This is a genomic window from Sphingomonas sp. Leaf30, assembly GCF_001422525.1.
Lineage (GTDB): Bacteria > Pseudomonadota > Alphaproteobacteria > Sphingomonadales > Sphingomonadaceae > Sphingomonas > Sphingomonas aerolata.
On sequence record NZ_LMKZ01000001.1, the window covers coordinates 709651 to 732398 of the forward strand.

The following is a 22748-nucleotide window of genomic DNA, read 5'->3' on the forward strand; positions in this document are numbered from 1 at the left end:
TCGCACGTCTTTCCGCCATCGCCCGGCTACGGGAACAACGGAGGGAAAGTAAAATGGGTATCATTCTTTGGCTGATCATCGGCGGCGTCATCGGCTGGATTGCCAGCATGATCATGCGCACTGACGCGCAGCAGGGCATCTTCCTGAACATCATCGTCGGCATCGTCGGCGCCTTCATCGGCGGCCTGATCCTGTCGGGTGGCTCGATCAACAGCGCACCGCTGACGCTGACCTCCTTCATCGTGTCGCTGCTTGGCGCGATCGTGCTGCTCGCGATCGTCAACCTCGTGCGCCGCGGCAGCGTCCGCTAAGAGCGGTCGCTACACAGCGTTGAAAAAAGGGCCGTCCGGGCAACCGGGCGGCCCTTTTTCTGTGCGCTCAGTTCAGCAGGAAGCGGACCGAGACCGAAACGGTGACGTCCTTCTCGCCCGCGACGATCTGCGTACTGTCCTTGGCCATCGAGGCGCGCGCCATGAAGACCGGCGGGTTCGGGTTGCCGGCATTCTCGCCATTCTCGGTGATCGAGACGATTCGCGAGACGCGCATGCCAGCGGACCGCGCATAGATCTCGGCGCGTGCACGCGCGCGCTTGACCGCGTCGGCCCGCGCCTCGTCCAGCGCCGCATCGGGCTGGTCGATCGACAGATTGGGGCCGTCGATCTGGTTCGCGCCCTCGGCGACCAGCGCATCGAGAATCGCGCCCGACTTCGCCACGTCGCGGAAGCGGATCGAGACGCTGTTGGTCGCCTGATAGCCGGTGACCACCGGCGGCTGGTTGTCGGCATAGCGATATTGCGGCGCGAGCCCGACCGTCGCGGTGGCGATGTCGCGCGGCGCGACCCCGGCCTTCTTCAACGCTGCGAGCACGCGGTTCATCCGCTGCGCATTGTCCGCCAGCGCGGCCGCGGCGGTCGTCGCCTGCGAGACGACACCCGCACGGATCGTCGCGACATCGGGCACGCGCGTGGTGCGGCCCTCGGCGCTGACGTCGAGCACCGTCCCGGTCGCGGGGACCATCGGTTCGACCGTCGACGCCTGCGCCTGTGCCGAAGCGGCGGCGGGGATCGCGGCGGCGAGCGGAACCGCCGCCAGCGTCGCGATCATGGTGAACCTGGTCATATCGTGTCTCCCTGTAAGTCAGCCTGCTTTCGCGATTGATCGAAGCCGGGTCAACGCAGGCTGAACATCGCGTGCAGCTTGCAGACAGGTGCGATCCTGGTCATGTCTGACATTTGGCTGCGCGGCGTGCCGGGGGGCTTGAGCACGGTGATCTATTTATATAATACAGCTGGCGAGTGGTCCGGCGGATTCGGGTCGGGACGGGGATAGCGCGCGCATGAACTACGAAGCCAGGACGATCGGCGGCGAGCCGCAGCAGGTGCTGACGGATCAGACGCCGCCGTCGCATACCCGTCGCAACATCATCATCGCGGTGGTCGTCATCCTCGCGGCGCTCGCCATCGCCTGGTTCGCGTTCGGATCGGGCAAGAAGGATGCAGCGGCGCCCGGTGCGCCGACCGAGCAGATCCCGAGCGTCACCGTCATCGTGCCCGGTCGCCAGACCGTCGACCGCGTGATCGCCGCGACCGGTACGCTGGCCGCGCGGCGCGAAATGCCCGTCGGCGTCGCGGGCGAGGGCGGCATGATCACGCGCGTGCTGGTCGAGCCTGGCCAGTGGGTCGCGGCGGGGCAGGTGCTCGCGACGGTCGACCGCTCGGTCCAGACCGAGACCGCGGCATCGCTGTCGGCATCCGTATCGGTGGCGCGGTCGGACGAGACGATCGCGCAAGCGGAGCTCGACCGTGCGCAGCAGCTGGTCGATCGCGGGTTCATCTCGAAGGCGGATCTCCAGCGCAAGGCGGCGACGCGTGATGCGGCGGCGGCGCGCGTGAAGGTGGCGCAGGCGTCGCTCGGCGAGGCCCGCGCGCGCAACGGGCGACTCGACATCCGTGCACCGGCCGCCGGCCTCGTGCTGACCCGCGGCGTCGAGCCCGGGCAGATCGTCAGCTCGGGAACCGGCGTGCTATTCCGCATGGCGATGGGCGGACAGATGGAAATGCGCGCGGCGCTGGCCGAAAGCGATCTGCTCGGCCTGCCGGTGGGCGCGCGGGCGACCGTGACCCCGGTCGGCTCGGCCAAGGGGTATAAGGGCGAGGTCTGGCAGGTGTCGCCGGTGATCGACCCGCAGACGCGCCAGGGCGTCGCGCGAATCGCGCTCGCCTATGATCCCGCGCTGCGCCCGGGCGGGTTCGCCGCGGCGTCGATCGTCGGTGGCGCGACGGTCGCACCGCAGCTTCCCGACTCGGCGTTGCAGAGCGACGACAAGGGCAGTTTCGTGTATGTTGTCGGTCCCGACGACAAGGTGGTGCGCCGCGACGTGAAGATCGGTCAGGTTTCCGACAGTGCGGTGACGATCGCAGGCGGGCTGCAGGGCAACGAACGCGTCGTCCAGTCGGCCGGCGGGTTCCTCGCACCGGGGCAGAAGGTCAAGCCCGTGACCAAGGCGACGACCAGCGCGACGACGACACCCACCAGTAGCAAACGGGGCTGACGCACCATGGGTTTCCGCAACATCTCGGCCTGGGCGATCCGCAACCCGGTACCGCCGATCGTGCTGTTCCTCGCACTGACGCTGGCGGGAATCGTCAGCTTCATGCGGATGGACGTGAACAACGATCCGGATATCGATTTCCCGATCGCGATCGTCGTCATCAGCCAGCCGGGTGCGGCGCCCACCGAACTGGAAACCCAGGTCACGCAGCGGGTCGAGGCGGCGGTGCGGACGCTGCAGGGCATCGACCAGATCAGCTCGACGGTCACCGAAGGTACGTCGCAGACGGTCATCCAGCTCAATATCGGCACGCCGATCGACCGCGCGGTCAACGACGTGCGCGACGCGATCGCGCAGATCCGCGGCGACCTGCCCGAGGGCATCCTCGAGCCGCAGGTGTTCCGCGCCAACACCACCGACGAGGATATCGCGAGCTATTCCGCGATCGCCAGCGACATGACGGTCGAACAGCTGAGCTGGTACATCGACAATACCGTGGCGAAGGAGCTGCTGTCGGTATCGGGGCTTGCCGCGGTCAACCGCAATGGCGGGGTGAGCCGCGAGATTCGCGTGATCCTCGATCCCGTCAAGCTGCAGAGCCAGGGGCTGACCGCGAGCCAGGTCAATGCGCAGCTGCGTCAGGTCAATCTGAACGCGGCGGGCGGCCGCGCGGAGATCGCCGGATCCGAACAGTCGGTGCGCGTGCTCGGCAATGCCAAGAACGCCTATGATCTTGGCCAGACGCAGATCTCGGTCGGCGGGCGGACCGTGCGGCTGGCGGACATCGCGCAGGTCCGCGATCTCTATGCCGAACAGCGAACGGCGGCGGCAATCAACGGTCGCCAGGTCATCAGCTTCGACTTCCAGCGTGCCAAGGGCGCGTCCGACGTCACCGTGTTCAACGATGCGGTCAAGAAGCTCGAGGCGCTGGAGAAGCGTAACCCGGCGGTGCATTTCGTGCTGCGCTCGAACAGCGTGAAATATACCGAGGAGCAATATCACAGCGCGATCGACGCGATGATCGAGGGCGCGGTGCTCGCGGTGATCGTGGTGTTCCTGTTCCTGCGTGACTGGCGCGCGACGATCATCTCCGCGCTCGCGATTCCGCTGTCGGCGATTCCCGCCTTCTGGTTCATGGACCTGCTCGGCTTCACGCTGAACCAGATGACGCTGCTCGCGCTCAGCCTGGTCGCGGGCGTGCTGGTCGACGACGCGATCGTCGAGATCGAGAACATCGTCCGGCACATGCGGATGGGCAAATCCGCCTATCAGGCGTCGATCGACGCCGCTGACGAGATCGGGCTGGCGGTGCTCGCGACGACGATGTCGATCGTCGCGGTGTTCCTGCCGGTCGGGCTGATGCCGGGTATCTCGGGTCAGTTCTTCAAGAATTTCGGTCTGACCGTGGTTGCCTCGGTGCTCATGAGCCTCGCGGTCGCGCGCCTCATCACGCCGATGATCGCGGCCTATTTCCTGAAGGCGCACGGCACCGCCAGCCACGGCGAGGGCAAGCTGATGGACTGGTACATGGCGTCGCTGCGCTTCACGCTGCGGCACCGCTGGCTGCCGGTCGTCGCGGGTGCGGCCGCGACCGCGATCACGATCGCGATGTTCTTCGTCCTGCCCTCGACCTTCCAGCCGCCGCGCGACAGCGACACCAGCACCGCGACGATCGACATGGTCCCCGGCACGACGCTGGCGCAGACCCAGGCGGTCGTGACCCGGGTCGCGAGCATCCTCCAGGCGCAACCCGATGTTGCATCGGTCTATGCCCGCACCGCGGTCGGCAATGGCCGCGTCACCGCGACGCTCAAGGACGATCGCTCGATGAAGAGCACCGCGTTCGAGCGAAGTCTCGCGCCGCAGCTCGCGGCGATCCCCGATGCGCGCGTGTCGTTCCGGTCGCAGTTCGGCTGGGGCGGCAGCAATCGCGACGTGACGATCACGCTGGGCGGCGACGACCCGGTCAAGCTCGACGCGACCGCGCAGAAGATCGTGACCGAGATGGCGAAGCTGCCGTCGCTCGTCGCACCGCGCGTCGCGGGCAATCTGCAGCGGCCTGAAATCGTCATCCGCCCGCGGCTCGATCTCGCCGCCAATCTCGGCGTGACGACGCAGGGCCTGTCGAGTGCGATCCGCATCGCGACGCTGGGCGATATCGACCAGAACAGCGCGCGCTTCTCGCTCAGCGATCGCCAGATCCCGATCCGCGTCGCGCTCGACCAGAATGCGCGGACGAGCCTCGCGACGATCCAGAACCTGCCGGTCGCCACCGCGACGGGCGGATCGGTGCCGCTCAGCCTCGTCGCGGATATCGGGCTGGGCTCGGGGCCGACCAAGATCGACCGCGTCAACCAGCAGCGCCAGCTGTCGATCGGTGCGGATCTCGCGCCCGGCGTGATCAGCGGCGATGCGCAGAAGCAGATCCATGCGCTGCCGACGATGAACGCGCTGCCGATCGGGGTGAGCGAACTCGTGCTCGGCCAGGCCAAGTGGCAGGCCGAGATGATCAGCAACTTCATCGTCGCGGTGGTAGCGGGCGTGCTGCTCGTCTTCGCGGTGCTCGTGCTGCTCTATCGCCGTCTGTTGCCGCCGTTCGTCAACATGGGCTCGCTGATCCTCGCGCCGCTCGGCGGGCTGCTCGCCTTGTGGGTGACGGGTCATCCGATCTCGATGCCGGTCTATATCGGGCTGCTGATGCTGCTCGGGATCGTCGCGAAGAACTCGATCCTGCTGATCGACTTCGCGCTCGAGGAGATGGGCAAGGGCGTCGATATCTGGACCGCGATCGTCGATGCCGGGCACAAGCGCGCGCAGCCGATCGTCATGACCACGGTCGCGATGGTCGCGGGCATGGTGCCGACCGCGTTGTCGATCGGCGGCGACGGATCGTTCCGCGCGCCGATGGGCATCACCGTGATCGGCGGTCTGGTGATGTCGACCGTGCTGACACTGCTGATCGTGCCGGCGACGTTCAGCATCGCGGTCGGGATCGAGCGCTGGGCAGGGCCGCGACTGGGTCGTCGCCTGCTCACCTTCCGGCCCGGCGACGACGGCGCGGAGGTGGTCGGAATCGCTGGCCCCAACGCGCCGGCGCTCGGACCCGCATCGCCCAAGATCGGCTTTCGCGACGGCGATGGCGGGACACAGCCGGCGGAATGATCGCCGGCGTGACACCTCACGGGTGAACTATCCCTGCGCTCGGGGATTGTTTCGGACATGACATCGAATTCCCGCGTGCGCCTGGCCAAGGAAGCGACCAACCCGGCTCTCATTCGCATGCGGATCGTCGCGACCGGGCTGCTGGTGCTGATGGCGGTCGTGTTCCTGGTCAGCCGCGCGCTGGTCGACCGGCACCCCGCGATCGGCTTCGTCCGGGCCTTTGCCGAGGCGGCGATGGTCGGCGGACTCGCGGACTGGTTTGCGGTCACCGCGCTGTTCCGCCATCCGCTCGGGCTGCCGATCCCGCACACCGCGATCATCCCGCGGAACAAGGACCGGATCGGTGACACGCTCGCGATATTCCTGCGCGACAATTTCCTGCTGCCCTCGGTGATCTCGCGCCGGATGCGGCGGCTCGACGTCGCGGGCGCGATCGCACACTGGCTGACCGATCCGCCCGAAGGGGCTGGGGGACGGTTCCGGTCGGGCGCGTCAAAGCTGGTCGCGCAGATCCTCGAAGGCCTCGACCCCGCGCGGCTCGGCGGCATGGTGAAGGCCGGCATCCGCGCAAGGCTGCGCCAGACCGAGATATCGCCGATCCTCGGCCAGCTGCTCAAGGCCGCGATCGCCGAACGTCGTCACGCCCCGTTGCTCGAGGCGGCGATCCGCTGGGCATCGGTCACGCTCGCCGCGAACGACCATCTCGTCCGCGCGATGGTGCACGAGAAGTCGGGTTCGATCCTGCGCTGGACGGGTCTCGACACCACGGTCGCGGACAAGCTGATCAACGGGTTCGACCGCCTGCTTGCCGAGATGGCGGAGGATCCGCAGCACCCGTTGCGGCTGAAGGCGGAGGAAGCGCTCGAGCGGCTGGCATGGGACCTCCAATATGACCGCCGCATGCGCGAGCGGGTCGAGGCGATGAAGAACGACCTGCTCGACAACCCCGCGATGCAGCGCTGGCTCGACGGTCTGTGGGAGCAGGCGCGCGGCGCGCTGCTGGCGATCGCGCGCGATCCGGAGCGGGCGATGGCGGGCAAGCTGGGCGACGTGCTGCGCCAGCTTGGCGAGACGCTGCTCCACGATCCGCGGCTGTCGCATACGATCAACCGGTTCGTCCGCCGCGCGGTCGTCGGCATCGCGGCGGATTATGGCGACGGGATCGTCCGGCTCGTGTCGGAGACGGTGCGCGGCTGGGATGCCGAGACGATCACCAGCCGGCTGGAGAATGCGGTCGGTCGCGACCTGCAATATATCCGCGTCAATGGCACGATCGTCGGCGGGCTCGTCGGCCTGGTGATCCACACCGTCGACCGGATCCTCTAGTTGCCCCGGTTATCGCTCCCAGTCGGGCATCGGCCAGCCCTTTGCCTTTGCCAGCAGGCGGAGCGGGCCGTGCGCGTTGACCGCGAACGGCTCGTCGGCCCAGGCAAAGGTCGGCGCATCGGAGACATGGTCCGAATAGAAGCGGACATGCGCATCGTGCCGCGCGATCCCCTCGCGCGCCATCCAGCGCTCGATCATCGCGAGCTTGGCGGGGCCGTAGCAATTCTCGCCGTCGATCCCGGCGAGCAGATGCCCGTTCGCGTCGCGCAGGCTCTCGGTACCGATCACCGCATCGAAGCCGAGCCGTTCGGCGATCGACTCGACGTAGAAGCGGTAGGAGGCGGTCGCCATCACCAGCCTGTATCCCGCCGCGCGATCCGCCTCGATCTGGCGGAGCGCTGCGGCGAAGACACCATCGCGCATCACGCGGTCGGCGAACGCCTCGGCGGCACGACGCTCCTGCGCCGGGGTCAGCGTCTTGCCGAGCATCATCCGCTGCATGATGTGTTTCAGGCGGCCGCGGCTCATCAGCTTGGCGAGATATCCCGCCGCCGCGAGCGCCGCGACCGGCACCAGCGCGAGTCGCCACGGCGCGCCGCCGTTGCGCGTGGTGTGGATCAGGAACGGCGTCCAGGTCGGCGCGTGCGTGATCGTCTTGTCCATGTCGTAGATGGCGAGAAGCTGGGTCATTGGGCCGGCTTACACAGCATTCGTCTTGCCGATCCAGTCCGTTTGCCGCAAAGGTGCCGCCGATGAGCGCGATGGCCGATTTTCAGCAGGACGGTGCCGACACGGGTACGCTTCGCTTCACCGGCGATCTGTCGCTCGCCAACATCGGAAATCTTCCCGATCGGCTCGAGGCGGTCGATGCCGCGTCGATCAAACGGGTCGATCTGAGCCAGGTCGACCGGATCGACACGATTGGCGCCTGGATCGTCCACCGCTTTGCAGCACGCAACGACGCGACGATCGACGGGCTTGATGCCGACGGCCAGAATCTGTTCGATCAGGTCGTAGCCTCCGACCAGCCGCTGGCGGCACGCGGCAAGCCGGTAGGTTCGGTAAAGCGCGTGCTGGGCGAGATCGGCGACGCAGTCGTCCTGACCGGCCGGACGATGCTCGGCCTGCTCGCCTTTCTGGGCGCGACGACGATCGCCTTCGGCAGCGTCATTCGCCACCCCAAGCGCTTCCGCTTCAATGCGGTCGTCCAGCGGTTCGAGGTCGTGGGCATCGCGGCGCTCGGCATCGTCGGGCTGATGAGCTTCCTGATCGGCGTCGTCATCGCGCAGCAGGGCGCGGTCCAGCTCCGCCAGTTCGGCGCAGAAGTGTTCACGATCAACCTGGTCGGACGGTTGACCTTGCGCGAACTCGGCGTGCTGATGACCGCGATCATGGTCGCGGGCCGGTCGGGCTCCGCCTTTGCGGCGCAGCTCGGCACGATGAAGCTGACCGAAGAGATCGACGCGATGCGGACGATCGGGGTGTCGCCGATGGAGGCGCTGGTCATGCCGCGCGTGCTGGCGGCGATCGTGATGATGCCGCTGCTCGCCTTCTACGCATCGCTGATCGCGATCATCGGCGGTGGGCTGCTGTGCTGGATCCAGCTCGGCATCCCGCCCGTCACCTTCATCGCCCGGATCCGCGAGGTCGTGCCGATCACCGATCTGTACATCGCGCTGATCAAGGCGCCGGTGTTCGGCGCGATCATCGCGGTCGCGGGTTGTTTCCAGGGCATGCAGGTCGAGGCCGACGCCGAACAGGTCGGGCTGCGCACGACCTCGGCGGTGGTGCAGGGCATCTTCCTCGTCATCGTGCTCGACGCGTTCTTCGCGGTATTCTTCACCTGGATCGGCTGGGACTGATGGCCCGCAAGACTGACGACAGCATCATCTCCGTAAAGGGGCTGAGGAACGAGTTCGGCGATTCGGTCGTGCATGACGGCCTCGATCTCGACGTCCGGCGTGGCGAGATCCTCGGCGTGGTCGGCGGGTCGGGGACCGGCAAGTCGGTGCTGATGCGCTCGATCATCGGCCTCCAGACGCCCGCCGAGGGCGCGATCACGGTGTTCGGGGAATCGAATATCGGTCGCGAGGAGACCGAGGCGACCGAGATCCGCAAGCGCTGGGGCGTGCTGTTCCAGGGCGGCGCGCTGTTCTCGACGCTGACCGTCGCCGAAAATGTCGAAGTGCCGCTGCGCGAATTCTATCCCGACCTGCCGCCCGCGTTGCTCGCCGAGATCGCGGCGTACAAGGTCGTGATGACCGGACTGCCGGCGGATGCCGCGAACAAGTTTCCCGCCGAACTATCGGGCGGCATGAAGAAGCGCGCCGGGCTCGCGCGCGCGCTCGCGCTCGACCCCGAACTGTTGTTCCTTGACGAACCGACCGCCGGGCTCGACCCGATCGGTGCGGCGGCGTTCGATTCGCTGACGCAGTCGTTGCAGAAGACGCTGGGCCTGACCGTCTTCCTGATCACGCACGACCTCGATACGCTCTACGCGATCTGCGACCGCGTCGCGGTGCTCGCCGACAAGAAGGTCATCGCGGTCGGCACGATCGACGAACTGCTCGCGCTCGACCATCCGTGGATCGAGGAGTATTTCAAGGGGCCGCGCGGCCGTGCCGCGGTGGCGACCAAGGAGGCGCATCGCAGCGCCGACGCAGTTGCCGATGCCCACCCGACCGAAGTCCAGTCCAAGCAGTCCGCGCCGGACGACGCCGACGCGACATATGCCGAGAAAGAAGCAAGGACGCTCTGATGGAAACCCGTTCGAACCATGTCCTTGTCGGCGCCGTCGTGCTGATCCTGCTGGCGATGCTCGCGCTGTTCACCGTGTGGATCGCGCGGCTCGGTGGCACGGAAGAGAAGGAATATGACATCTTCTTCCGCCAGTCGGTCGATGGTCTGGCGCGCGGCTCCGCTGTGACCTTTTCGGGTGTGCCGTCGGGTCAGGTGAAGTCGATCTCGCTGTGGAAGAACGACCCGCAGTTCGTCCGCGTCCGCATCAGCGTGAACGAGGAGACGCCGGTGCTCCAGGGCACGACCGCGTCGATCTCGGGCGTCGGGTTCACCGGCGTCAGCCAGGTATCGCTGGATGGCGCACGCAAGGGTGCGCCCGCGGTCGGCTGCCCCGATTCGAACGGCCAGCCATGCCCGTATGGCGTTCCGGTCATCCCGACCAAGCAGGGCGGGCTCGGTGCAATCCTCAATTCGGCGCCGCAGTTGCTCGAGCGTCTGTCGACGCTAACCGAGCGGCTGACCGGACTGCTGACCGATCGCAACCAGGCGTCGATCGCCGGGATCCTCGAGAACACCAATCGCCTGACCGATGCGCTGGCCGATCGCGGGCCGGAAATCGCCGCAACGCTGGCGCAGACGCGGGTCGCGATCCAGCAGGCGGGCGATGCCGCGCAGCAGTTCGGCGTGCTCGCGCAGACCACCAACGGGGTGCTCTCCGAAGACGTGAAACCGGCGATGGCCAATCTGAACAAGGCGATCCAGTCGGCACAGACCAGCGCCGAAACGCTGAACGCGGCGATCGGCGACGCGCGGCCCGGGCTGCAGGCCTTCTCGAAGACCACCATTCCCGAAGCCAACCGCCTCGTCCACGATCTGCGTACCACCGCCGCGGCGCTGTCCTCGGTTGCCGAACGTGTCGACCAGCAGGGGGCAGGCTCGCTCGTCGGGCAGCAGAAGCTTCCGGACTATAAGGGTAAGTGATGACCGCCATGAAGACACCGCTGTTCATCCTCCTCGCGGCCCTGCCGCTCAGCGCCTGCATCAGCTTTGGTGCCGCACCGCCGCCGACCCTGCTGACGCTGACGACGCAGTCCGCGGTTGCGGTCGGGCAGAACCAAAATTCGGCGACGTCGAAGTCGATCACGCTGCAGGTGCCGACCGTGCCGCAAGCGCTGGCGACTGCGCGCGTGCCGGTGCAGGCCACCGCAACGTCGATCGCCTATGTGAAGGACGCGCAATGGGCCGAGCCGCCTGCGCGGCTGTTCGCGCGACTCATGTCCGACACCGTCGCGGCGCGCACCGGGATGGTCGTGCTGTCGACCGTCCAGGCAGTCGGCGATCCGAGTGCAATGCTGGGCGGGGAGCTGCGCAATTTCGGGCTCGACGCGACGACGCGCGAGGCGGTCGTGACGTTCGATGCCTCACTGACGCGGGCGGGGATGCAGTCGGTCGAGAAGCGTCGCTTCGAGGCGCGTGTCCCGGTCTCGGCAATCGATGCGCCGTCCGCGGCGGCGGGGATCAACACCGCGGCCAACAGCGTCGCACAGCAGGTCGCGGACTGGGTCGGCCGCCCGCGCTGAGCCCGGGTCAGCCTTCGGGCTGATCCGCCTGCGCGAGCATCGCCTCGGCTTCGGCGAGGTGGAGTCGTTCGACCATCTCACCGTTTAAGCGGATCGCGCCCTTGTCCGCAGTGGCGCCGTCGGCGAACGCTGCGACCACTGTCCGGGCCCAGGCGAGTTGGTCGGGGGTGGGGCCGAACGCGGTGTTGGCCGCCGCGATTTGCGCCGGATGGATCAGCGTCTTGCCGTCATAGCCGAGGCCTGCGCCCTGCTCGGCTTCGGCGGCGAGACGCGCCGGATCGTCGAGCACGTTGCAGACGCCGTCCAGCGCCACCAGCCCGGCCGCGCGCGCGGCCGTCACGATCGCCATCAGCGCGGGGATGAGTGGCATTCGATCGACGCCCGGGCGGCAGCGCAGGTCTTTGGCCAGGTCGTTGGTGCCGGCAATCAGCGCGGTGAGCCGCGATCCCGCGGCCGCACGGGCGATCGCCGGGAGTTCGAGCACGCCGCCACAGGTCTCGATCATTGCCCAGATCGGTGGCCCGTCGGTACCCAGTGCGGCGCGGACGGCGGCAAGATCGACGGCGTCGGAGATCTTGGGCACGAGCACCGCATCGACGCCGATACTGCGCAGCGCGGCAATGTCGTCGGCGCCCCATGGGGTATCGAGCGCATTGATCCGCACAACCAGCTCGCGCGTGCCGAAATTGCCCGTGCCGACCTCGGCAATGACACGGTCGCGCGCCGCCGCCTTCTCGTCGGGCGCCACCGCATCCTCGAGGTCGAGGATCACGACGTCGCAGGCCAGGTTGCGGGCTTTGGCGATGGCGCGGGGGTTGGAGGCGGGCATGTAGAGCGCGCTGCGGCGACGGCGAAGGGTCATGACGGCCAGCCTAGAAGACTATGGCCGGGGTTTGAACCCCGGCCCGCCTGCCGCGGGGTGGCGCGATCAGGTGACGACGTCGGGTGCGCCGCGGCCGGTATGCTGCGCGATCCCCGCGATCGATTCGGCCGCCGCGACGATGCTCGCCAGCATGTCGCCGGTCTCACGGTCGAGATCACCGCCGACGGGCTCATAGCGTTCGAGATAGACGCGCAGCGTCGCGCCGGTGGTGCCGGTGCCCGACAGGCGGAACACGACGCGGCTGCCGCCGGTGAAGAGGATGCGGACGCCCTGGTTGCGGCTGATCGAACCGTCGGTCGGGTCGGTATAGGCGAACTCGTCCGCGGTCTCGACGGTGAGGTCGCCGAACTGCTTGCCGGGCAGGGTGGCGAGGCTGGCGCGCAACGCGGCCATCAACGCGTCGGCGCGCGGGGTCTCGATGCCCTCGTAATCGTGGCGCGCGTAATAGTTGCGGCCGAATTTCGCCCAGTGATCGCGCGCGATGGCGTCGACGCTCTCGCCGCGGACCGCGAGGATGTTGAGCCACAGGAGCACGGCCCAGAGCCCGTCCTTCTCGCGGACGTGATCGGACCCGGTCCCGGCGCTTTCCTCACCGCAGATCGTCGCCATGCCGGCATCGAGCAGATTGCCGAAGAACTTCCAGCCGGTCGGCGTCTCGTAGGCGGGGATGCCGAGCGCCTGTGCGACGCGGTCGGCGGCCGCGCTGGTCGGCATCGAGCGGGCGATACCCCTCAGCCCGCCGGCATAACCGGGGGCGAGGTGCGCGTTTGCCGCCAGCATCGCGAGGCTGTCCGACGGGGTCACGAAGCGGTGGCGGCCGATGATCAGATTGCGGTCGCCGTCGCCGTCCGATGCCGCGCCGAAATCGGGGGCGTCGGGCGCCATCATCGTCTCGTACAGGTCATGCGCGTGGACGAGATTGGGGTCGGGATGATGCCCGCCGAAATCGGGCAGTGGGGTGCCATTGCGCACCGTGCCCGCGGCAAAGCCCAGCCGGCGTTCGAGAATCTCGGTCGCATAGGGCCCGGTGACCGCGCTCATCGCGTCGAACGCCATCGTCAGCTTGGACGCGCGGATCGCGTCGAAGTCGAACAGCGTCTCCATCAGCGCGGCATAGTCCTCGACCGGATCGACCACCTCGACGGGCATGTCGCCGACCATGACCTCACCGTCCTGGTCGAGATCGATGTCGGCCGCGTCGACGGTCAGCCAGCGGTCGATCTCGAGCGTGCGCGCGTTGATCGCGTCGGTGATCGATTCGGGCGCGGGACCGCCATTGGCGATGTTGTACTTGATCCCGAAATCCTCGTCGGGACCGCCGGGATTGTGGCTGGCGGACAGGACCAGCCCGCCGATCGCGCCACGCTTGCGGATCATGTGGCTGGCGGCAGGCGTCGACAGGATGCCGCCACGGCCGACGATCATGCGACCAAAGCCGTTCGCCGCGGCCATGCGGATTGCGACCTGGATCACCTCGCGGTTGAGGAAGCGGCCGTCGCCGCCAATTACCAGGGTCGCGCCGGCCTTGTCCTCGACCACGTCGAACACCGACTGGACGAAGTTTTCGGCATAATTGGCCTGCTGGAAGACCTTCACCTTCTTGCGCAGACCCGATGTGCCCGGCTTCTGGTCGGTATAGGGCGTGCTAGTAACGGTACGGATCATGTAGGCTCCACGAGGCTCGAATACAGGGTCGCATAACGCCGGCCACTCTCGTCCCACGAGAAGTCCGCGCGCATCGCATTGCGCTGCAACATGGCCCAGCGATCGGGGCGTGCATAGAGCGCGATCGTTCGGCGCAACGCATGGCTGAGCGCTTCGGGCGTGATGCCGTCATGCTGGATACCGGTAGCGACGCCTGCGGCGACCGCCGCCTCGTTCGCGTCGATCACCGTGTCGGCCAGCCCGCCGGTGCGCGCGACGACGGGGATGCAGCCATAGGCCAGCCCGTAGAGCTGAGTCAGGCCGCAGGGTTCGAAGCGCGACGGGATCAGGATCGCATCGGCACCCGCCTGAAGCAGATGCGAGACGGGCTCGTCATAGCCGATGCGGACGCCGACCCGGCCCGGATACCGCTCGGCGGCGGCGAGAAAGGCGTGTTCGAGCGCACTATCGCCCGACCCGAGCAATGCGAGCCGGCCGCCGAGCGCCACCAGCTCGTCGATCGCCGCGACGAGGACGTCCATGCCCTTTTGCCAGGTGAGCCGGCTGATGACGGTGAAGATCGGGCCGTCGCCGGTGTCGAGGCCGTACAGTGTCTCGACCGCGCGCTTGTTGATGCGGCGGCGGGCGAGCGTGCGCGCGGTGTAGCGCGACGGCAGCGCAGCATCGGTGGCGGGGTTCCAGACCGCGGGATCGATACCGTTGACGATCCCCGTCAGCCGATCGGCACGGACGTTGATCAGTCCCTCCAGCCCCATGCCGAATTCGCCGCGACGGATCTCTGCGGCATAGGTCGGGCTGACCGTGGTGATCGCATCGGCAGCCTCGAGCCCGGCCTTCAGGAAGCCAACGCCGCCATAATATTCGATCCCGTCGAGTGCGAACGCCGCGTCGGGCAGCGCGAGGTCGGCGAAGATCTCTGCGCCATAGCGGCCCTGGAAGGCGATATTGTGGATCGTGACGATCGTCTTCGCCGGCGCGCCGGGGCCGGGGGCGTAACGCAGATAGGCGGGCGCCATCGCCGCCTGCCAGTCATGCGCATGGAGGATGTCGAACTGCTGGCCGTCGACAACGCCCGAGGCGAGATCGGCGGCAGCCCGGCTGAACGCGGCAAAGCGCAGCCAGTTGTCGACCCAGTCGGCGCCGGCCGTGTCGCCATACGGACCACCGCCACGCGCAAACAGGCCGGGTGCGTCGAGGATGAGCAGCGGATGGTCGCCGATGCTCGACGCGAGAATCCGCGCCTCGACGCCGAGCAGATCGGTATAGCGGTGGACGACCTTCGCCGTCCGCATGACCGCGGCGAGCGCGGGATAGCCGGGAAGGAAGGTCGTCATCGCGACGCCGTGATGCGCAAGCGCGGCGGGCAACGCACCGACGACGTCCGCAAGGCCACCGGTCTTGATCAACGGATAGGCTTCTGACGCTACCGAGAGAACACGCATCAGCCGGGCCCCTGTCCTGATCGAGAGAGCGTCGTATACACCCTCACGCGATCAGCCGGTCGATCATGGATTTGGTTACGAGCACCACGCCGCTGTCGGTACGGCGGAAACGCTGCGCGTCGAGTTCGGCATCCTCGCCGACGACGAGCCCGTCAGGGATGACGACGCCGCGATCGACCACGACCTTCGACAGGCGCGCGCCGCGGCCGATCTCGCAATGTGGCAGGATCACCGCCTGATCGAGCATCGAATAGCTGTGCGCACGCGTGCCCGTGAATATAAGGCTGCGGTGGATCGACGATCCCGAGATGATGCAGTCGCCCGAAACCAGGCTCGACACCGCTTCGCCGCGGCGTCCGTCATCGGCATGGACGAACTTGGCGGGCGGGGTGACCTCCGAATAGGTCCAGAGCGGCCAGCTGCGGTCGTAGAGGTCGAGCTTGGGCACCACGTCGGTGAGGTCGATATTGGCCTCCCAATAGGCGTCGACCGTGCCGACGTCGCGCCAATAGGCCTCGACCTCGCTGCCCGAGCGGACGCAGCTGTCGGAGAAGCGATGCGCGACCGCCTTGCCGTGCTTGACGAGGTAGGGGATGATGTCCTTGCCGAAATCGCGCGCGGATCCCGGCGTCTCGGCATCGCGGCGCAGTTCGTCGAACAGCAGCTTGGTGTGGAAGACGTAGATTCCCATCGACGCCAGCGCGATGTCCGGGTTGCCCGGGATCGCGGGCGGATCGGCCGGCTTCTCGACGAACGCGGTGACATTGTCATGCTCGTCGACCGCCATCACGCCGAAGCCGACCGCCTCCATCCGCGGCACTTCGAGGCAGGCGATCGTGACGTCCGCACCGGTCTCGCAATGCTGTTGCAGGATCAGCTCGTAATCCATCTTGTAGATGTGATCGCCGGCCAGGATGACCATGTATTCGGGCGCGTGGCTCTCGATGATGTCGATATTCTGGTAGACCGCGTCGGCGGTGCCTTCATACCATTGAAATTCGCTGATCCGCTGCGACGCGGGCAGGATGTCGAAGCTTTCGTTGCGTTCGGAGCGCAGGAAGTTCCAGCCGCTCTGAAGATGGCGGATCAGCGAATGCGCCTTATACTGGGTCGCGACGCCGATCCGGCGGATGCCCGAATTGATTGCATTCGACAGCGCGAAATCGATGATCCGCGCCTTGCCGCCGAAGTACACCGCGGGTTTTGCGCGGGTATCGGTCAGTTCCATCAACCGACTGCCGCGACCACCGGCCAGCACATACGCCATTGCGTCGCGCGCCAGTGGCTGTCCCCGCCGTTCAACCATGTTCGTCTCTCCCTAATCGTCCGCCGTATAACGCCCCGTTACCCGCGGCTTGTTCCGTCTCAGCCCTCAAACTCGAGCATGATCGTCGCGAGCGGGGGCAAGGTGACCCAGGCCGCACCGTCCTCCGCGACCACGCCGCCGAGGTTGCCGAGCCCGCTGCCCCAATATTCATGCGCGTCGCTGTTGATGATCTCGCACCAGCGGCCGTCGAGTGGCAGCGGGATGCGGTAGGGCGCGCGTGCGATCGGCGTCATGTTGGCGATGACGGCAACGGGCTTCGCGCCGGGCGCCTTGCGCAGCCAGGCAAAGACCGAATTGGCGGCATCGTCGGCGATCAGCCATTCGAAACCCTCGGCTTCGCAATCGCGCGCGTGGAGCGCGGGCTTATCGCGATAGACCCTGTTGAGGTCGCGGACGAGGTTGCGGATGCCCTCATGGCTGCGGCTGTTGCGCAGGCACCAGTCGAGCGCGCGGCCTTCGGACCATTCGCGGCGCTGCGCGAATTCCTGCCCCATGAAGAGCAGCTTCTTGCCCGGATAGCCCCACATGAACGCGTAATAGGCGCGCAGATTGGCGAATTGCTGCCAGTCGTCGCCGGGCATCTTGGTCAGCAGCGAGCCCTTGCCGTGGACGACCTCGTCATGGCTAAGCGGCAGGACGAAATTCTCGCTGAACGCATAGACGAGTCCAAAATTGATCTCGCCGTGATGGTGCTTCCGGTGCAGCGGATCGCGCGCCATGTACTGAAGCGTGTCATGCATGAAGCCCATGTTCCACTTGAACCCGAAGCCCAGGCCACCGCTCTTGCCGTCGTCGCCGACGGGAGCGGAGACACCCGGCCAGGAGGTCGATTCCTCGGCGATCGTGAAGATGCCGGGGTGCTGGCCATACACCGCGCGGTTCATGTCCCGCAGGAAGGCGACCGCCTCCCAGTTCTCGCGCCCGCCGGTGTCGTTGGGGATCCATTCGCCCGCCTCGCGCGAATAATCGCGGTACAGCATCGACGCGACCGCATCCACGCGAAGCCCGTCGATATGATAGCGCTCGGCCCAGAACAGCGCGTTGTTGACGAGGAAGGACGACACCTCGCGCCGCCCGAAATTGTAGATCGCGGTGTTCCAGTCGGGGTGGAAGCCGAGCCGCGGGTCTTCATGTTCGTAGAGCGCGGTACCGTCGAAATGCGCGAGCCCGAACGCATCGGTCGGGAAATGCGCCGGCACCCAGTCGAGCAGCACGCCGATCCCCGCCAGATGCGCACCATCGACGAACCGCGCGAACCCCTCGACATCGCCGAACCGCGCGGACGGCGCGTAAAGCCCAGTCGTCTGATAGCCCCAGCTCGGATCATAGGGATGTTCGCTGATCGGCATGAACTCGATGTGCGTGAAGCCCATCTCGACCACGTACGGGATCAGCCGGTCGGCGAGCGCGTCCCAGGTCAGGAACCAGCCCTCGACGTCGCGGTCCCACGATCCTGCATGCACCTCATAGATGCTGATCGGCACGCGGCGCGGATCGACCGAGGCCCAGTGTTTGCGGTGGCTCGTATCCGCCCATTCATGCGCGAGCGTGCGGGTGATCGATGCGGTCGCGGGACGCAGTTCGCTGGCAAAGGCGAAGGGATCAGCCTTTAGCGGCTGAAGCCGGCCGTCGGGACCGACGATCTCGTATTTATACGCGCGATATTCGGCGATGTCGGGGATGAAGATCTCCCAGACGCCGACGTCGCCGCGCCTGCGCATCGCGTGGCGGCGGCCATCCCAGTCGTTGAAGTCGCCGACCACCGAAACGCGCTGCGCATTGGGGGCCCAGAGCGCGAAATGCACGCCGGGCGCGCCTTCGTGCTCGATCAGGTGCGCGCCCAACTTGTCATGGAGGCGGTGGTGCGTGCCCTCCGCCATCAGCAGGTCGTCGATCGGGCCGAGCACCGGACCGAAGCTGTACGGGTCGGTCACCCACCAGTCCGCGCCGCCACCCTCGGCGTGATATTTCACCGGTTGCGGATCGCCGTCGATCGGGCCTTCGAACAGGCCGCGATCGTCGATCCGGGGGAGGGTGCCGAGCGTCGTGCCGTCGAGCGCATGCGCCTCGGCGGTCGTCGCACCCGGCAGCCAGGCGCGCGCAAACGTGCCGCCGGGGCCGGCATGCACGCCGAGCAGCGAGAAGGGATCGTCGTGACGCCCCTCCAGCAGGGCAACGATGGCGCCTTCGGGTGGCTTCACATTACCGTCCAGATATCGCGGGCATATTCACGGATCGTCCGGTCCGACGAGAACCAGCCCACACGCGCAACGTTGCGCACGGTCGAGGCGACCCAAGCGTCGCGATCGTTCCAGCGCGTGTCGACGCTGCGCTGCGCGGTGGCATAGCTGTCGAAATCGGCGGCGAGCATGAACCAGTCGCCCTCGTACAGTCCGCCCATCAGTCCGGCGTAGCGCTGACGATCATCGGGCGAGAATACGCCCGAGGCGATCGCCGAGACCGCCTGGCAGAGCTCGTTCGACCCGTCGATCACGCTGCGCGGATCATAGCCCGATGCGCGCTTCGCCTCGACCTCGTCCGCGGTCATGCCGAAGATGAAGATGTTGTCGTCGCCGACCCGGTCCTTGATCTCGATATTCGCGCCGTCGAGCGTGCCGATCGTCAGCGCGCCGTTCATCGCGAACTTCATGTTGCCGGTGCCCGACGCTTCAAGTCCCGCGGTCGAGATCTGTTCGCTGAGATCGGCGGCGGGGATGATCTTTTCCGCCAGCGACACATTATAGTTTGGCAGGAACGCGACCTTGAGAAGTCCGCCAACCGACGGGTCCGAATTGATCCGGCGCGCGACGTCGTTCGCCAGTTTGATGACGAGTTTCGCATTGTGATAGCTCGACGCCGCCTTGCCCGCGAACAGCTTCACGCGGGGCGTCCAGTCGCGTTCGGGATGGCTGCGGATCTGGTCGTACAGCGCGACCGTCTCGATGATGTTGAGCAGCTGGCGCTTATACTCGTGAATGCGCTTGATCTGCACGTCGAACAGCGCGTCGGGATCGATGCGCAGCCCCATGCTGTCCTTGATATGATTTGCCAGTGCCACCTTGTTCGAACGCTTCACCGCCCAAAACCGCTCCCTGAACGCGGAATCGTCGGCAAAAACATCGAGATCGATCAGCCGTTCGGCGTCATCGAGGAAGCCGTCGCCGATCGCGTCGCGGATCAGCGCGGTAAGGCCGGGGTTGCATTGCTGCAGCCAGCGGCGCGGCGTGATCCCGTTGGTCTTGTTGTTAATCCGCGTCGGATAGAGGCGGTGGAGATCGGCGAAGACCGTCTTCTTCATCAGCTGCGTATGGAGCGCCGCGACGCCGTTGACGCTGTGCGATCCGGCAAAGGCGAGATTGGCCATCCGCACGCGCCGTTCGCCGCCCTCGTCGATCAGGCTGATCGCGGCGATTGCGCGGTCGTCTATCCCTGTGACCCCGCGTGCCTCGCGCAGCAGCCTTGCGTTGATCGCGTAGACGATCTGCATGTGGCGCGGCAGCAGACGCTCGAACAGCGGCAGCGGCCAGCTCTCCAGCGCCTCGGGCAGCAGCGTGTGATTGGTGTAGCCGAAGGTCGCGCGCGTGATCTTCCACGCCTCGTCGAACGCGAATTCGTGATGGTCGATCAGCAGCCGCATCAGCTCGGCGACCGACACCGCCGGGTGCGTGTCGTTCAGCTGGATCGCAGCCTTGTCGGGCAGCGTGCGGATGTCGCCGAAATACTGGATGTGGCGGCGGACGATGTCCTGGATCGACGCGGACGAGAAGAAATACTCCTGCCGCAGCCGCAACTCCTGCCCCGCGGCGGTCGAGTCGTTGGGATAGAGCACGCGCGTGAGCGTCTCGGCGCGGAGCTGGTCCGCGAGCGCACCGGAAAAGTCGCCCGCGTTGAACCGGTCGAGCTTGATCGGATCGAACGCGCGCGCGGTCCACAGTCGCAGCGTGTTGACGTGTTCGCCGCGCCAGCCGACGACGGGGGTGTCGACCGCCATCGCCTCGACCGCCTCGGCGGGACTCCAGTGAACCTGGCCGCTGTCGGTTGCGATCACCTCGCCGCCGAAGCCGATGAAATAGGCGCTCTCGCGGCGTTCGAACTCCCAGGGATTGCCGTGCGCGAGCCACTTTTCGGGCATCTCGACCTGCCAGCCATCGTCGATCCGCTGGCGGAACATGCCGTTCACATAGCGGATGCCATAGCCGTAAGCAGGGAGCGCGAGGCTCGCCATGCTCTCCATGAAGCACGCCGCCAGCCGCCCGAGCCCGCCATTGCCGAGTGCCGCATCGGGCTCGATCTCCTCGAGCGCGGCAAGGTCGACGCCGTGCAGCGCGAGCGCCCGCGAAACCTCGCCGCTGCGTTGCAGGTTCGTCACCGCATCGCGCAGCAGCCGGCCGATCAGGAATTCGAGGCTGAGATAATAGACGCGCTTGGCGCCCGCCGCATGCGCCGCCTTGGTCGATGCCATCCAGCGTTCGACGATGTCGTTGCGCACGGTGAGGATCGTCGCCGCGAGCCAGTCGTGCGGAAGCGCGGCCTGCGCATCCTTGCCGATCCGGTGGACGAGCGTGTCGAGGATCGAATCGGCCAGCGTCTGGACGGAGCGCTGCAGGGCGGGGTTTGCGGTCACGCGAATTCCGGATCTCGTTGTCGTCACCGGTGATCCTAGCCGCGCGGACACCTTTGTCACGCGGACTTGCGAGGTCGCGGGACGCGATCGGCAGTTAGCCGTACATCCCCTGATCCATGTCAGTTTATCTCAGAGCATGCCGATCAGCAGCGTCGCGTTGAGGCCGATAATGACCGCGGCGATGACCCAGGCGAGCGTTTTCAGCCAGACCGGGCTGACCAGCGATCCCATGATTCGCGCGTCGCCGGTGAACTTGACGAGCGGCACGACCGCGAAGGGGAGCTGGAGGCTCAGCACGACCTGGCTCAGCACCAGCAGCCGCGTCGCGCCCGCATCGCCCGCGGCGCCGACCACGAATACCGCGGGGATGATCGCGAGCAGCCGCGTCACCAGCCGGCGTAACCAGACGGGCATGCGCAGGTCGAGGAAGCCCTCCATCACGATCTGGCCGGCGAGCGTGCCCGTCACCGTCGAATTCTGGCCCGAGGCGAGCAGCGCGACTGCAAACACGACGCTCGCCGCGCCCATGCCGAGCATCGGCGCGAGCAGCGCATGCGCCTGGTCGATATCGGCGACGTCGGTGCGCCCCGCGACGTGAAAGGTGGCGGCCGCGAGGATCAGGATCGCGGCGTTGATAAAGAAGGCGAGGCCGAGCGCGATCGTGCCATCGATCGTCGCCATCGTCACCGCGTCGCGCTTGCCCGCCTCGGTCGGCGCGAACGCACGCGTCTGGACGATCGACGAGTGGAGATAGAGGTTGTGCGGCATCACCGTCGCACCGAGGATGCCGATCGCGATGTAGAGCATCGCCGGGTTGGTGACGATCTCGGTCGTCGGCACCAGCCCGCCGAGCACGCCTGCCATGTCGGGCCGCGCGAGGAACAGCTCGAAGATGAAGCAGCCGGCGATGATCACCAGCAGCGCGACGATGAACGCCTCGAGCTTGCGGAAGCCGAAGCGTTGCAGCGCGAGGATCAGGAACACGTCGAGCGCGGTGAGCACGACACCCCAGACCAGCGGTAGCCCGAACAGCAATTTGAGTGCGATCGCGGTGCCGAGCACTTCGGCCAGATCGCAGGCGATGATCGCGATCTCGCACAGGAACCAGAGCACGACCGAGACGCGCTTCGAATAATGCGCGCGGCAGGCCTGGGCGAGGTCGAGCCCGGCGACGATGCCGAGCCGTGCGGACAAGGCCTGGAGCACCATCGCCATCAGATTGGACAGCAATACGACCGACAGGAGGGTGTAGCCGAATGCCGAGCCGCCGGCGATGTCGGTCGCCCAGTTGCCCGGATCCATATAGCCGACCGCGACGAGATAGCCCGGCCCGACGAACGCGAACAGCCGCCGCCAAAAGGGCGCGCCTTCGGGGATTGCGACGGTGCGATAGCTGTCGGACAGCGAATGGGCGAGGGCGGAGCTGGGCGGCGGCATCGCTGGTGCTTT

The 22748-nt window shown here is 66.9% G+C and carries 17 protein-coding genes; 8 read left to right on the plus strand and 9 right to left on the minus strand.

Annotation, left to right across the window (positions count from 1 at the left end; translation table 11 throughout):
• The first annotated feature begins 53 nt into the window (after positions 1 to 53).
• Positions 54 to 311 (plus strand): GlsB/YeaQ/YmgE family stress response membrane protein, encoded by a 258-nt coding sequence (locus tag ASE89_RS03400; RefSeq protein WP_031393003.1) that lies wholly within the window; start codon positions 54 to 56, stop codon positions 309 to 311.
• Positions 312 to 378: 67 nt separating this feature from the next.
• Here ASE89_RS03400 and ASE89_RS03405 read toward each other — a convergent pair whose 3' ends face one another.
• Positions 379 to 1119 carry an SIMPL domain-containing protein gene (locus tag ASE89_RS03405; protein WP_056674038.1) on the minus strand — a complete coding sequence of 247 codons (741 nt, stop codon included), beginning with the start codon at positions 1117 to 1119 and terminating at the stop codon, positions 379 to 381.
• 217 nt (positions 1120 to 1336) lie between these two features.
• Here ASE89_RS03405 and ASE89_RS03410 point away from each other — a divergent pair, with 217 nt between their 5' ends.
• The 3 genes from ASE89_RS03410 to ASE89_RS03420 are packed head-to-tail and all read left to right on the plus strand — an operon-like array spanning position 1337 to position 7039.
• Complete coding sequence (locus tag ASE89_RS03410; RefSeq protein WP_056674041.1) at positions 1337 to 2551, plus strand: efflux RND transporter periplasmic adaptor subunit; 1215 nt, start codon at positions 1337 to 1339, stop codon at positions 2549 to 2551.
• A gap of 6 nt (positions 2552 to 2557) precedes the next feature.
• Positions 2558 to 5713, plus strand: coding sequence for an efflux RND transporter permease subunit (locus ASE89_RS03415; protein ID WP_031440559.1), 3156 nt, complete (start codon positions 2558 to 2560; stop codon positions 5711 to 5713).
• Between the two features lie 57 nt (positions 5714 to 5770).
• Positions 5771 to 7039 (plus strand): DUF445 domain-containing protein, encoded by a 1269-nt coding sequence (locus ASE89_RS03420; RefSeq protein WP_031396261.1) that lies wholly within the window; start codon positions 5771 to 5773, stop codon positions 7037 to 7039.
• 9 nt (positions 7040 to 7048) lie between these two features.
• Here the strand turns inward: ASE89_RS03420 and ASE89_RS03425 are convergent, their stop codons facing one another.
• A complete protein-coding gene (locus ASE89_RS03425) occupies positions 7049 to 7729 on the minus strand; it encodes an HAD family hydrolase (protein WP_056674043.1) in 681 nt (226 codons plus the stop codon).
• 62 nt (positions 7730 to 7791) lie between these two features.
• Between ASE89_RS03425 and ASE89_RS03430 the strand changes: the two genes are divergently transcribed.
• The 4 genes from ASE89_RS03430 to ASE89_RS03445 are packed head-to-tail and all read left to right on the plus strand — an operon-like array spanning position 7792 to position 11358.
• Positions 7792 to 8901 carry an ABC transporter permease gene (locus ASE89_RS03430; protein ID WP_056674047.1) on the plus strand — a complete coding sequence of 370 codons (1110 nt, stop codon included), beginning with the start codon at positions 7792 to 7794 and terminating at the stop codon, positions 8899 to 8901.
• Positions 8901 to 9797, plus strand: coding sequence for an ABC transporter ATP-binding protein (locus ASE89_RS03435; RefSeq protein WP_031396264.1), 897 nt, complete (start codon positions 8901 to 8903; stop codon positions 9795 to 9797). Before ASE89_RS03430 ends, ASE89_RS03435 begins: the two co-directional genes overlap by 1 nt.
• A complete protein-coding gene (locus ASE89_RS03440; protein WP_031396265.1) occupies positions 9797 to 10759 on the plus strand; it encodes an MlaD family protein in 963 nt (320 codons plus the stop codon). Before ASE89_RS03435 ends, ASE89_RS03440 begins: the two co-directional genes overlap by 1 nt.
• An 8-nt stretch (positions 10760 to 10767) precedes the next feature.
• Positions 10768 to 11358, plus strand: coding sequence for an ABC-type transport auxiliary lipoprotein family protein (locus ASE89_RS03445; RefSeq protein WP_082451280.1), 591 nt, complete (start codon positions 10768 to 10770; stop codon positions 11356 to 11358).
• Positions 11359 to 11365: 7 nt separating this feature from the next.
• Here the strand turns inward: ASE89_RS03445 and ASE89_RS03450 are convergent, their stop codons facing one another.
• The 7 genes from ASE89_RS03450 to ASE89_RS03480 form a co-directional block, all read right to left on the minus strand.
• Positions 11366 to 12220: an HpcH/HpaI aldolase/citrate lyase family protein gene (locus ASE89_RS03450; protein WP_056674053.1), complete on the minus strand. Its 855-nt coding sequence runs from the start codon at positions 12218 to 12220 to the stop codon at positions 11366 to 11368.
• A 66-nt stretch (positions 12221 to 12286) separates the two neighbouring features.
• Positions 12287 to 13906: an alpha-D-glucose phosphate-specific phosphoglucomutase gene (locus tag ASE89_RS03455; RefSeq protein ID WP_056674056.1), complete on the minus strand. Its 1620-nt coding sequence runs from the start codon at positions 13904 to 13906 to the stop codon at positions 12287 to 12289.
• Positions 13903 to 15348, minus strand: a complete 1446-nt coding sequence (gene glgA, locus ASE89_RS03460; RefSeq protein WP_056674059.1) for a glycogen synthase GlgA — start codon at positions 15346 to 15348, stop codon at positions 13903 to 13905. Before glgA ends, ASE89_RS03455 begins: the two co-directional genes overlap by 4 nt.
• Positions 15349 to 15391: 43 nt before the next feature.
• On the minus strand, positions 15392 to 16654 hold the full coding sequence (glgC, locus tag ASE89_RS03465) for a glucose-1-phosphate adenylyltransferase (RefSeq protein ID WP_031396272.1): 1263 nt from the start codon (positions 16652 to 16654) through the stop codon (positions 15392 to 15394).
• 59 nt (positions 16655 to 16713) lie between these two features.
• Entirely contained in the window at positions 16714 to 18876 is a 2163-nt protein-coding gene (gene glgB, locus ASE89_RS03470) for a 1,4-alpha-glucan branching protein GlgB (RefSeq protein ID WP_056674061.1), read from the minus strand.
• Positions 18873 to 21299 (minus strand): glycogen/starch/alpha-glucan phosphorylase, encoded by a 2427-nt coding sequence (locus ASE89_RS03475; protein ID WP_201781521.1) that lies wholly within the window; start codon positions 21297 to 21299, stop codon positions 18873 to 18875. Before ASE89_RS03475 ends, glgB begins: the two co-directional genes overlap by 4 nt.
• A 129-nt stretch (positions 21300 to 21428) precedes the next feature.
• Positions 21429 to 22736, minus strand: coding sequence for an Nramp family divalent metal transporter (locus tag ASE89_RS03480; protein ID WP_056674064.1), 1308 nt, complete (start codon positions 22734 to 22736; stop codon positions 21429 to 21431).
• Between the last annotated feature and the right edge of the window lie 12 nt (positions 22737 to 22748).